General features: G+C 65.3%; 9 protein-coding genes and 1 pseudogene. 3 read left to right on the plus strand and 7 right to left on the minus strand.

All coding sequences use genetic code 11. The annotated features are described in order from the left end of the window. Positions 1–33 precede the first annotated feature (33 nt). The gene (locus G6N77_RS01065; RefSeq protein WP_165180136.1) at positions 34–1,245 is read right to left on the minus strand and encodes a glycine C-acetyltransferase; all 1,212 of its coding nucleotides are present in this window, start codon (positions 1,243–1,245) and stop codon (positions 34–36) included. A gap of 94 nt (positions 1,246–1,339) precedes the next feature. Continuing rightward, positions 1,340–2,389, minus strand: coding sequence for an L-threonine 3-dehydrogenase (gene tdh / locus G6N77_RS01070; RefSeq protein WP_165180137.1), 1,050 nt, complete (start codon positions 2,387–2,389; stop codon positions 1,340–1,342). Positions 2,390–2,506: 117 nt separating this feature from the next. Here tdh and G6N77_RS01075 point away from each other — a divergent pair, with 117 nt between their 5' ends. Next, the gene (locus G6N77_RS01075) at positions 2,507–3,571 is read left to right on the plus strand and encodes a LysR family transcriptional regulator (protein WP_165180138.1); all 1,065 of its coding nucleotides are present in this window, start codon (positions 2,507–2,509) and stop codon (positions 3,569–3,571) included. A 73-nt stretch (positions 3,572–3,644) separates the two neighbouring features. Beyond that, positions 3,645–4,994: a C1 family peptidase gene (locus G6N77_RS01080; protein WP_165180139.1), complete on the plus strand. Its 1,350-nt coding sequence runs from the start codon at positions 3,645–3,647 to the stop codon at positions 4,992–4,994. A gap of 17 nt (positions 4,995–5,011) precedes the next feature. On the opposite strand, the gene G6N77_RS01085 is transcribed toward G6N77_RS01080, so the two are convergent. Together G6N77_RS01085 and G6N77_RS01090 are read right to left on the minus strand one after the other, a co-directional pair. Then, entirely contained in the window at positions 5,012–6,493 is a 1,482-nt protein-coding gene (locus tag G6N77_RS01085) for an arylsulfatase (protein ID WP_165180140.1), read from the minus strand. A 395-nt stretch (positions 6,494–6,888) separates the two neighbouring features. Then, positions 6,889–9,171, minus strand: a complete 2,283-nt coding sequence (locus G6N77_RS01090) for a discoidin domain-containing protein (RefSeq protein WP_205677868.1) — start codon at positions 9,169–9,171, stop codon at positions 6,889–6,891. Positions 9,172–9,288: 117 nt separating this feature from the next. Between G6N77_RS01090 and G6N77_RS20250 the strand changes: the two are divergent. Next, positions 9,289–9,462 (plus strand): annotated as a pseudogene (locus G6N77_RS20250) (Chromate resistance protein ChrB); the annotation flags it as partial. Positions 9,463–9,498: 36 nt separating this feature from the next. On the opposite strand, the gene G6N77_RS01095 reads toward G6N77_RS20250, so the two are convergent. The 3 genes from G6N77_RS01095 to G6N77_RS01105 form a co-directional block, all read right to left on the minus strand. Then, positions 9,499–9,927: a hypothetical protein gene (locus tag G6N77_RS01095; protein WP_165180141.1), complete on the minus strand. Its 429-nt coding sequence runs from the start codon at positions 9,925–9,927 to the stop codon at positions 9,499–9,501. Between the two features lie 248 nt (positions 9,928–10,175). Further along, positions 10,176–10,634, minus strand: coding sequence for a hypothetical protein (locus G6N77_RS01100; protein ID WP_165180142.1), 459 nt, complete (start codon positions 10,632–10,634; stop codon positions 10,176–10,178). A gap of 110 nt (positions 10,635–10,744) precedes the next feature. Further along, a complete protein-coding gene (locus G6N77_RS01105) occupies positions 10,745–11,920 on the minus strand; it encodes a Gfo/Idh/MocA family protein (protein WP_165180227.1) in 1,176 nt (391 codons plus the stop codon). Between the last annotated feature and the right edge of the window lie 58 nt (positions 11,921–11,978).

The following is an 11,978-nucleotide window of genomic DNA, read 5'->3' on the forward strand; positions in this document are numbered from 1 at the left end:
CCCCGGATTCAAGCGACGCCCCGGTGGAAGCGGCTAGCTGGCCCCGCCGCGGGCGGCAACGAACGCGCTGACGCACGCTTCGACGTCGTCCGCGCTGTGGGCGGCGGAGAGCTGGACCCGGATCCGGGCGGCGCCGCGCGGCACCACGGGGAAGCTGAAGGCCGTGACGTACACGCCGTGCGCCAGCATGGAGTCGGCCACGCGGGCTGCCTCCATGGCGTCGCCGAACATGACGGGGACTATGGCGTGCTCTCCGGGGAGCAGCTCGAAGCCTTCCTCGGACATGCGGCGGCGGAACAGCGCGGCGTTCTCGAACAGGCGCGTGCGCAGTTCGGCGGAGCCGGCCACCAGCTCCAGGGCCTTGAGCGTGGCGGCGACTATGGCCGGGGCCAGCGAATTGGAGAACAGGTACGGGCGTGCCTTTTGGCGCAGCATGGCAACGATTTCGCCGCGGCCGGAGACGTAGCCGCCGGACGCGCCGCCCAGGGCCTTGCCGAAGGTGCCGGTGTAGATGTCGACACGGTCGGAGACGCCGGCATGCTCCGGGGTTCCGGCCCCCGTGGCTCCCATGAATCCCACTGCGTGCGAGTCGTCGACCATGACCAGCGCGCCGTACTTGTCGGCGAGGTCGCAGATGGCTTCCAAGGGCGCCAGGAAGCCGTCCATGGAGAACACGCCGTCGGTGACGATGATGGTCCGACGGGCCCCGCCGCCGTCGTTCATGGCAGCGGCAGCCTGCAGCTGGACCTCAAGGTCCGCCATGTCCTGGTTGGCGTAGCGGAAGCGCGCGGCCTTGGACAGGCGGATGCCGTCAATGATGGAGGCGTGGTTCAGGGCGTCGGAAATGATGGCGTCCTCCGCGCCGAACAGCGATTCAAACACGCCGCCGTTCGCGTCGAAGCAGGAGGAGAACAGGATGGTGTCCTCCGTGCCGAGGAATATCGAGACCGCAGCCTCCAGTTCCAGGTGCAGGTCCTGCGTGCCGCAGATGAACCGGACGCTGGCCATGCCGAAGCCGTGGCTGTCCATGGCGGACTTGGCGGCCGCGATGATCTGGGGGTGGTCGGCCAGGCCCAGGTAGTTGTTGGCGCAAAAGTTCAGCACGGGGGCCGCTGCGCCATCCAGGGGGCCGGCCGTCACGTGGCTGGACTGGGCGGAGGTGATCCGGCGTTCGGTCTTGAACAGCCCGGCGGTGCGGATGTCGGCGAGCTCGGCGGCGAGCTGGCCCTTCATGGAGGTGTACATCGGGACTCCTGGTGGGTGGGAGGGGCGGAAGGAGGACGACGGCGGAAGGCGGGTTCCGCCGTCGTCCTCGCCGGGTGGCTAGAAAGGCGGGTGGCTAGGAAAAGACGGACCAGTCAAGGACCACTTTGCCACCGCGGCCGGACTTGGCGATCTCAAAGGCCTGTTCCCATTCGGTGGCGGGCAGGCGGTCGGTGACCACGGAGGCCACGGCGGTGCGCAGCACGGGGTTGGAGGAGAGCATGGCGGACATGGCGTACCAGGTCTCGAACATTTCGCGGCCGTAGATGCCCTTGAGCGTGAGCATGTGCGTGACCACTTTGCCCCAGTTGATGTCGATGGACTCGCTCGGCAGGCCCAACATGGCGATGCGGCCACCGTGGTTCATGTTGTCGATCATTTCCGGCAGGGCGGTGCGGTGGCCGGACATTTCCAGGCCGACGTCGAACCCCTCGCGCATGCCGAGCTCGCGCTGGGCGTCCTTGAGGCGGGTGGTGGCGACGTTGACGGCCAGGTCGGCGCCCATGGAGGCGGCCATGGCCAGGCGCGGCTCGGAGATGTCGGTGATGGCGATCTTGCGGGCGCCGGCGTGGCGGGCAACGGCCACGGCCATGAGGCCGATGGGTCCGGCTCCGGTGATGAGCACGTCCTCCCCGACCAGGCCGTAGCTGAGGGCGGTGTGGACGGCGTTGCCGAGGGGATCGAAGATGGCGCCCAATTCGGGGGTGATGGAGGGGTCGTGGTGGACCCAGACGTTGGATTCGGGGATCACCACGTATTCGGCGAAGGCGCCGTCCCGCTGCACGCCGACGGAGATGGTGTTGATGCACATGTGGCGGCGGCCGGCGCGGCAGTTCCGGCACATGCCGCAGACCACGTGGCCCTCGCCGGAGACCTTGTCGCCCACCTTGACGTCATGGACGTCCGCGCCCACTTCCACCACTTCGCCGTAGAATTCGTGGCCTGCAATGAGCGGGGCCTCGATGTTGGCTGCAGCCCAGGCGTCCCATGCCAGGATGTGCAGGTCGGTGCCGCACAGGCCCGTGGCGGCCACCTTGATTTTGACCTCGCGGATGCCGGTTTCCGGCTCGGGGCGGTCGACGAGTTCGAATCCTGCGTGCGCGCCGGACTTGTACAGAGCTTTCATGGGCGACTTTCCTGTTTTGGTGGTTGACTGTATCCATTACAGCCCCGGCAACCATTTAGCACAATCGAATTTTGCTCCATCATCGATTTAGTGAACGCTAAATGGTACGCTGGCGGCGTGGAATTACATCAACTGCAGATGCTGCGCGAGCTCGGCGAGCTTGGCAGCGTCAAGGCAGTGGCGGAAACCCTGTCCGTGACGCCCTCCGCCGTGTCCCAGCAGATTTCCCTGCTCCAGCGCCAGGTGGACACCCCGCTCACGCGCAAGGACGGCCGGAACCTGGTGCTCACGGAGGCCGGGCAGGTGCTGGCCGATGCCGGCGCGGAGGTCATCAACGCCATGGCCACGGCGAAGGCCGCCATCGGCGCCTACCAGCACGACGCCCGCGGCACCGTCACCGTCAGCGGCTTCCACAGCGCCGGTCAGGCGCTCTTCGCCCCGCTGGTCCGCCGGCTGGCTTCCCTGCGCCGCGACGCTGGCATGCGGGAAACGCCCCTGGCGGACGACGGCGGCGGGCAAGGTCTGGCGGGCGGTCCCGGCTTGGGCGCGGGCCTAGCGGGTTCGGCGGGTTTGGCGGGCGGAATCGGTTTGACGGGTGGGCCGGGTTGGGCGGGTGCCGCCGTCGGCGTTCCCCGGGTCCGGCTGTCGGATGAGGACGTGGCCCAGCACGACTTCCCCGCGTTGACCGCGCGCTACGACCTGGTCCTGGCCCACCGCATGGACCACAGCCCGGCCTGGCCGGAGTCTCGGGTGCGCGTCATCCCGCTGGCCCACGAGCCGCTGGACATTGCCGTGGCCGCGGGCCACCCGCTGGCAGCCAAGGCCTCCCTGTCCCCCGAGGACGTGGTGGCGTACCCGTGGGTGGCCAGCCGCAGCGGGTACTCGCCGGCGGACGTGCTGACGGCCATCGGCGCCGTCGCCAGCCGGCCCGTCAACGTGGTCCACCGGATCAACGACTATTCGACGGCGGCGGCGCTGGTGTCCACAGGTGACGTGATCGGCCTGCTCCCCCGCTATACGGCCAGCCCTGCCCTGAACCCGGGCGTGGTGCTGCGGCCCCTGACGGGCATCAGTACCCGCCGCCGGATCGACCTGCTGGTCCGGCCGGAAAACCTCAAGCGCGCCTCGGTCACGCTGGTGGCGCAGGCCCTGCAGCAGGTCATGGCAGAGCTGGCTCGCTGAGTGTTCGTGATTGTTTTGGGTCATTTTTATCCACTGTTTGCCACGCTCCCCGATTCGGGATAAAACGGAATACATGACCACCATCACACAAGTGCCCACTGTCCCCCTGACCGCCGAACAGCTGGCCGGCATGAACAGCGCGTTCGCCGCCGACCCTGTCTTGAAGCGCACCCAAAACGCCATCGCGAGGGTCAGCGTTGACGAGCTCGCCATCGACCACCAGCTCGCCACGGCACTGTCCACCACCGTCTCGAACCGCATTGACGACTGGAAGGTGACGAACCAGAAGAAGTCCGGGCGCTGCTGGCTCTTTGCGGCACTGAACCTGCTGCGCGCAGGCGCCAAGGAAGTGCTGGACGTCAAGGAGTTCGAGTTTTCGCAGAACTACGCCATGTACTTCGACAAGCTGGAGCGGGCCAACTACTTCCTGCAGTCCATCCTGGACACGGCCGAACGCCCCGAGGACGACCGGCTGGTCTCCTACCTGTTGCAGACCTTGATGGGCGACGGCGGCCAGTGGGACATGGCCGTCAACGTTTTCCGCAAGTACGGCGCCGTACCCAAGGCCGCCATGCCGGAGACCGAATCTTCCTCCAACACGGGCCGGATGAACGCCGTGCTCTGCTCCCTGCTGCGGCGGGGTGCCCATGAGCTGCGGGCCCTCCGCAGCGCCGGCGACACCGCCGCGGAAGGGCAGGCCCGGGAGCGGATCATCGCCGAAGTGCACCGGATCCTCACGCTCCACCTGGGCACGCCGCCGTCGTCCTTTGAGTGGGAGTACACCGATGACAAGAAGGCCTTTCACCGCGAGGGCGTGCTGACTCCGCAGGAATTCCTCGCCAAGTACACCACCATCACGCTGGACGACTACGTCTGCCTGGTGGACGATCCCCGCGCGGAGCACCCCAAGGGCAGCACTCTGACGGTGGAGCACCTGGGCAACGTGGTCGGCGCCGCGCCCGTGCTGTACCTCAATGTGGACATCGCCCTGGCCAAGCGGCTGGCCAAGGAGGCCATCCTTGACGGGCAGCCGGTCTGGTTTGGCTGCGATGTGGGACCGCAGATGGTCCGCAAGGACGGCATCTGGGATGCCCGGCTGTACGACTACGCGGGCCTGTACGGCGCCGAGCTGGCCATGGACAAGGAGACCCGGGTCCGCTTTGGTGAGTCGGCCATGACTCATGCCATGCTGCTGACGGGCGTTGACGTGCTCGACGGCGAAGCCCGGCGCTGGCGGGTCGAGAACAGCTGGGGCGACGAGAACGGCGACCAGGGTTTCTACACCATGGCTGACAACTGGTTCGATGAGTACGTCTTCGAGGTGGTTGTGGACAAGTCACGGTTGTCTGCTGAGCTGCAGGAGGCGCTGCAGGCCAATCCCATCGTGCTGCCGGCATGGGACCCCACGGGCGCCCTGGCCTAAACCAAGCACGACGGCGGCTATTTCCCGGCGGCAATCCGCTCTCGCGTGCGCGCCAGAATCGAGACAACAGGCCGGCCTGTCACCAGCTCTCCGTCCTGCACAAAGCCCTCCTCACGGCCGTCAAGGGTCTCCACCATTCTGGCCCGCCAAAGCTCCAGCAACGGCGAAGAGGCCTCGTCATGGGCCAGGTTGCGGCATTCATCGGGATCCGTTGTCAGGTCAAAGAGCTGCTCCACGCCCTTGGCGGAACCCCACACATATTTGATCCTGCCGTCCGTCAGCCAGTGGATGTTCTGGGAAAAATAAATGTGCTCGCCGTGCAGCCAGTCCCTGACCGGGCCGGCGGCCGCTTCGCCGCGAACGTGCGGCGCGAGCGACTTGCCGTCCACCGAATCCGGAATGTCCACGCCGGCCAAGTCAAGCAGGGTGGGCATGATGTCCCGGAGCTCAACGACGTCGTCCATGACGGCGCCCCGGGCCGAGTCCTTGGCGGACGGTGCATCGGCGATGATGAAGGGGACGCGCGCCGAGCCTTCATAGGGCAGCGCCTTGCGGAACATGTGGTGGTCGCCCATCATTTCGCCATGGTCGGAGGTAAAGGCGATGATGGTGTCCTCGGCGAGGCCGAAGTCCGCGAGGGATTCCCTGATCCGGTTGATCTGCAGGTCAATCTGGGCCATCAGGCCGTAATAGCCGGCCCGGGCGCGGTGGACGGTCCTGTCAGGCAGCTCGCCGAAGGCCGCCTGGTAGTCGCCGTCCTTGCGGAACTCATCCCAGTCCTGTTCCCAGTCACCTTCGACCGGTTTGTAGGGGTCAATGTCCAGGTACTGGTCATAGGCCCACTGGGGCGGGTCGTAGGGCGGATGCGGCCGGTGCCAGGAAAGATAGAGAAAGAATGGCTTGGAGGGATCGCGCCGATACATCCAATCGATCGCCTGGGTGCCGATCCAGTGGCTCGGGTGCAGGTGTTCGGCCTTGTCCCACGGCCGGGCCACGACAGAGTTGCAGTTGACCCCGTTGTCAAAGTACTCCCCTTCGGGGGTGCTGCCGGGCTGGCGGCGCAGCCACGGCACATAGTCGTCGAAGAAGGCAAAGTTTTGCTTGAAGTTTTTCCGCGAGTAGTGGAGGAACCCGTCGTGCAGGATGACGTCGTCGAACCCTATGCGCGACCGTTCCGGGTACACATGCATCTTTCCAATGGCCTGGGTGTGGTATCCGGCCTTCCTGAATTCTCCTTGGATGGTCACCGGGTGTGCCACGTCAAAGGGGACGCCTTCGTTGTATCCGACCCGGCCGTGCTTCTCCTGCGACTGGCCGGTGAAGAGTGCAACACGGGCCGGGACACAGGTTGGCGTGGCCGAATATCCCTTGGAAAACCTGACACCGCCCCGCGCCAGCTCGTCCAGGTGGGGAGTTTCCACGTACGGATGGCCGTCGGCTGAAAGGCAGTCGCCCCGCCATTCATCGACGCAGATCAAGATGACATTTGGCTTGCCCATCGCTGGAAAGCATCTCCTTTATAGGGTCCGTAGGTTTGAGACGTGCACTAGCTGGGCGTATCAAGCACTCAGCAGTTTAGGCGTTGAGCCGCACACTAAGGACAGTTCCGCCCGGAGCGGTGACTGAAACGGTGATGGCATTGCCCGTATCTTCAACCATAACGTCCGCGGGCCCTGTCTCCACGGCACCGCCGGCCAGGCGCACGAGCGATGCGAAGGAGCGGCGAGGCCCCGTGAAGGCACCTTGAAGGTAAGGCACAATGGTGCGACTCCCCGTGGGGATAGTCCAATGGCAGCGGCCTTGACAGGGTGCGGGGTGCACAGGGAAACGGCTCCCGGGAGCAACCGCCGGGAACCGCCCAGCGCCTGTCTTTTTCGGCCAGCAGCCGTCGTCGTTAGTTGAGCGGGGTCAACGTCAGGGTTTGCGCGGCCGCCTGCGCTCCGTTGCCCACTGTGCTGCCAGAGGAATCGGTCCAACTGCGGAAGGGTGTTGTCAAGGCCTGCCCGGAGCCGGCCGGCAGCGAAATGACCAGGCCGCTGTAGCGGTTAACCACACGGTAATTGCCCGTTGCCGTGCCGTCCGGTGTGGTTCCGGGGATGACAAACCACTGCTGGGCCGTCTGGCCTGGCTTGGCGGTGGGAGTGACCGAGAGATTCGTACCCCAAGCGCGGCCTGCCGTGTCGTTCGAGACCCCGAGCGCATCGCCGCTTGCCGCATTGGTGAGGCTGTAGGAACCATCGCCGTTACTGGTGAAGGTCCACGCTGCCGATGCCTTGGCCGAGGTGCTGGAAATGATCTTGGTGGCGCTTGAACCGCCCTGCTGGGCTAGGGCAAGGCCAAGGCCATTGGTGACCGTGTAGCTCTTGCTGGTGTCGATCACGGGGGCCGGCGGGGCCGCGTTCTGGTCGATGGTGACGTTCGCGTACTCGCTGGCGGATCCGTTGGAGCAGCCGAAGGAGCAGTAGGAGCGGAAGGACTTGCCCACGATGTTCGAACTCGTGGCGTTGGCAGGGTCGATGAACCAGCGGTACCACGAGGCCGTAGTGTAGGACCCGGTGTCCCCCAGCAGGGTCCACTTGGGCGTTGCCAGGCTCTTGGTGGCGTAATACTGTTGCGGGGCGTTGCCGCTCTGGTCAGGATTCTGCGGCTCGCCAATGTACAGGCCCAGGTAGGCGTCGTAAGTGACATCCATGACGAACAGCGGCGAAGTTGCCGGCATCAGGCCCGCTGCAATTTGCACGGACGCTGTGCCGGGCATGAGCGGGTTGTACTCGCTAGCCGTGGGGGTGTAGCCGGTGGTGTTGGCCGGGCTGACGGGAACCAGGTTGCTCTCCTTGCCGCCTAGTCCCGGCTGCTGCCAGGAGCCGTCGTAGTACTTGCTCCACGATCCTGGGGCCATCTTGTCAGCGATCGGTGCGCGGGCTACGTGTTCGTAGAATGCCGCCCAGCTTCCGGTCTTATCCACGATCCGCGAGCCGTAGTACATGTAGAAATAGCCGGAGGCGGTGTCTACGAAGAGGCGCGGGTCGCCGTCCCCGTAGTCGTAGGTCTGCTGCGGAAACGTGGAGGTGTCTCCCCTGACGGTGCTGAAAGGGGTGGTGATGACCTGGTTCTTGATGGTCCAGGTCTTGCCCTGGTCGGCGGAGACGGCGAAGTCGATGGCGTCGAAGTGCAGTCCGTCGCCAAACGGCTGCGGCGTGAATTCGTTGTGGACCAGCCCGTACCAGTTCCCGGTGTCCGGGTCGACCCAGAGCTGGGTCAGGTCGCAGTAGTCGCGCTGGGCGTAGTTGGAACCGGCTGGCGCAAATGTGGCCGTCAGTCCTGTGGGACTGTTGTTGCAGCGCTCGGTTGTGTCGCTGTTCTTGTCAGCAGGGTTGGTGGGGCTGACCGCCTGGTTGATGGCGGCGTCGGGCACAGCAGTGTCCAAGTTGTCACCGGTGTTGAAGGACCAACTGCGCGAGTCCGTGAGGCCGTAAAGCGAGTGTGCCGATTCGTAGTGGAACGTGCCGTCCTTGTCGATGAAGGGGCTCGCTGACGTGTCGTCCGGGTTGGACCATGGCCCCAACGTCCCCACTGTGACGCCGTATGGCGGAGGCGCCACCGCCGCGCCGGATGTGAAAGCACTGATCTCGGAGATGGCGGCATAGTTGGAGCCGCTGACAGTGCTGTCAGCCTCCAGTTTGATGAAACGGGCGGTGACGGGCATGTTGAAGGAGACGGACTGTACCTGTGTGTTGCTGTTTGGCTGGGTAAAGGCGCCCGTTGCCACCGGCTGCCCCCAGTCGCCGGTGGTGGACTGGGCAGTGGCGACGTTGTTGGTGGCGAAGACCTTGTAATTCTGGATGGGACCATTTGACTGGTTCTTCACCGAGTACTCGAGGCCAGTCACGTTGTATGTAGCGCCAAGGTCCACGGCAAGCCAGTGCGGCATCGCGGTGGCCAGCGAAGTCCATTCCGTGTTCACGTCCCCGTCGATGGCCGCCTTGGCCGTGCCGTCAAGCGACGGTGGGGCCGGGTATGCGGGCGACTGGGAGTCGAAGCTGGCAATGGAGTACTGGCTCTCCGGAATCACCGTACCGGGAGGCGCCGAGGTGGCCGCTACTGCGGGGGACATGCCGGAGAGAGGGGCGGCGGAAAGGGCCACGGCGGCCGCGATTGCGGCGAGAGTGATTTTCATGTGATTTGAGTGTGACATGACGTTACCTAGCTGAGATGGTAGGGCCGGAACGGGGTGAAGTACGCTCTAGATTACAGAAATGATATCGATAACACAATGAAAATTTTCATGACCGAGATGGCATTCAGACCCAGTCGACCGCCATGTTGCCAAGACTCCACCGCCGCGCGCCATGTCACGTCCCGGCATCGCGTCGCCGTTTGGCGCCGGCTGCGGAGGGTGGGCGCGGTCCCTGTGTTCTCCGGCGTGTGCGCGCTGCCTGCCGGGCCGGCCTTCAAATCGGACATGGCCAGGTCATCCCGGAGTGCATTCATGGTCTGCGCCCCTTCATGCGGTCGCCACATCGCCGCGGAGCATCGCAAGGTGGAAATCGTGGCCTATTTTTACAACACCGCCAACGGACCAGCTCGGCTCCCGGCCGTCGACGTTGTTCCGGATCCGCACCGTGCCGTCCCGGCCGGCAACAACCGTGAGCGAGGTGGTGACGTTGCCTTGCCTGCCGACCGCAACCCCGAACCCGCCCGCCGCGCGCAGCTCGGTGAAGCTGGCGCCGGCCCGTTGTGCTGGAACGGCGGGGAAAATCCGCAGGACCTCCGATTCCGGTGTGCCCGGCGTCGGACTCCAACTTTGCAGCAGCATTTCCTGGACCACCTGCATCGCTGCGAAATTGCCTTCCAGGGTGAACGGCCGATGGGTGTAGGCCGAGTGTCTCAGTCCGGACTGGTCGCCTTTGGAGGCGTTGTCCCACTTCGGCACACCAGGGGTAGGCGCGTTTGGCCAGAATCTCCGAGCCACGGGCAAAACGTCAGTGCAGGTAAAACCTATGCCCGTTCCAGGCGCCCATGGATGGCGACATCGCATACTGGCTCCACCCGGCCAGTGGCTGGCCTTTGCCGGACATTCCCCCCGGTGAGGCCAGCCCGGACGTGCCCTAAAAGTCCCAAGCAAACTGGCGGAATACGGGGGCCGGTTCCCACAGAAAATCCAGGTTGGACTCCCCCGACTCAAAATCCCCCGACGCCTGGCATACCGACTACCTCAGCTGCGTTGAGGCCATTGTGGCAATCGCCCTTCCACGGGGGCAGGCCGCCGTCCGCACTCCCTGGATCGGCCTGGGCGGGGGCACCCTTCCGCGAACCGGCGCCGCAAAGGTAACGGTTGAACCGGAAGTTGCGTTGGATGCCCGCGTCGGGAAGTTGCATGGACGCTTGCCCGGCAGTTGTTGTGGCGGTGCCTTGGGCGGTGGCGAGGTCCAGCTCGAATTCTTTCAGCCTCTGCCCGGGCTCCAAGCGAAGTTCCAAGCGTCCGGCCGGAGGCTTGGTGGGTGTCAGGCCGCGGTAGAACTTGCCCCATGGATCGGGGTCGTCGCCGGCCCCGTTCCATGGATGCTCTTTCCACCACTCCTGTTCGCCATGGGTGCGCTCATCCCAGAGGTCACCGCGGTCCAGGGAAAGGCGCAGCACATTTCCCTCACCCCACAGGAGCCCGCCCAGCAGCCCGTTGCCCAGTGGAAGTGCATCCTATCCTCCCAGGACGTGGCGGTCAGCGATGGATGGATGGCGAAGCCTTTGCGTTAGACGGCGGTGCGGACGGGCTGGCCGGCTTTGAAGTACTCCACGAGTTTCGCGGGCAGTTCAGGCACTTCCAGGGCGCCACCGCCGGAGCGCAGCGACTGGGCGGCAAGCACGCCTGCGGCCACGGCTTCTCTGGCCGCGACCGGGGAAGTTGCGGTGGCGCCGCCGTCGCGGGCAAAGCGCAGGAACTCCGCGATCAGGAGCGGGTCCGCACCGCCGTGGCCGCCGTCACCGTCCCGGATCTCCACCTTTTGGTCGGGCTCCACGAAGCCGTCCTGGGACCTAGTCGTCCAGACATGGATCTTGTCGCCGGGGTTGTCGCCAAAGTTTTCGATGCGGCCCTTGGTGCCAATGACCGTGTAGTTGCGCCAGTAGTCGGGCGTGAAGTGGCACTGCTGGTAGGAGGCCAGGGCGCCGTTGTCCAGGACCATCTGCATCATGGAGATGTCCTCGACGTCGATGACGGGGTTCAGGTCTGTCTGTTCGGTGGGCGGCCAGTTCTCCAGCGAGAACCAGTCCCACATGCGCCTGTCCGAGTTGTCCCGCCGGCTCTTCACGTCCCCGTACACGGCCAGGTCGCCGATGGCGGACACGCGCCGGGTGTAGCCGCTGGCCAGCCAGTGGATCACGTCAATGTCATGGGCACCCTTTTGCAGCAGCAGCGAGGTGGTGTTGGCGCGCTCGGCGTGCCAGTCCTTGAAGTAGTAGTCCCCGCCGTTGCCCACAAAGTGCCGGCACCAGACCGCCTTGACCTCTCCGATGGCCCCGGACTGGATGAGCTCGCGCATCTGCACCACAACGGGCATGTGGCGCATGTTGTGCCCCACGTACAGGCGGGTTCCGGTCTCAAAAGCAGTGGTCAAAATGGCATCGGCAGCCTCCAGTGTCACGTCGAGGGGTTTCTCGCAGAAGGTGGGGATCCCGGCCTTGAGGGTTTCCAAGGCAATCAGCGCATGCTTGTTGTCCGGCGTCAACACCAGCACCGCATCCAGCCCGGCGTCCAGGAGTTCCTGAAGGTCGCCCGTGACAGCCGCCGTCGGAATCTTGTCTGCGGCGTCCGCACGGCCGCGCTCCGAAACATCGCAGACCATCACCACTTCCGAACCTTCGCCGGGCCGGTGCACGTGGCGCCACAGCGAAGCCCGCAACCCGAAGCCAACAAGGCCAACGCGCATGTCGCGGGTGGTCCGGGCAGGCCCGGGCACAGCTTCAACCAAATCTGTCACAACACTT

The organism is Arthrobacter silviterrae (genome assembly GCF_011045165.1).
Classification (GTDB): Bacteria; Actinomycetota; Actinomycetes; order Actinomycetales; family Micrococcaceae; genus Specibacter; species Specibacter silviterrae.

Excerpts from the sequence above, each read along its gene's own strand:
- G6N77_RS01065 (WP_165180136.1), bottom strand. The coding sequence starts at position 1,245 with ATGTACACCTCCATGAAGGGCCAGCTCGCCGCCGAGCTCGCCGACATC.
- tdh (WP_165180137.1), bottom strand. The coding sequence starts at position 2,389 with ATGAAAGCTCTGTACAAGTCCGGCGCGCACGCAGGATTCGAACTCGTC.
- G6N77_RS01080 (WP_165180139.1), top strand. The coding sequence starts at position 3,645 with ATGACCACCATCACACAAGTGCCCACTGTCCCCCTGACCGCCGAACAG.
- G6N77_RS01085 (WP_165180140.1), bottom strand. The coding sequence starts at position 6,493 with ATGGGCAAGCCAAATGTCATCTTGATCTGCGTCGATGAATGGCGGGGC.
- G6N77_RS01090 (WP_205677868.1), bottom strand. The coding sequence starts at position 9,171 with ATGAAAATCACTCTCGCCGCAATCGCGGCCGCCGTGGCCCTTTCCGCC.
- G6N77_RS01105 (WP_165180227.1), bottom strand. The coding sequence starts at position 11,920 with ATGCGCGTTGGCCTTGTTGGCTTCGGGTTGCGGGCTTCGCTGTGGCGC.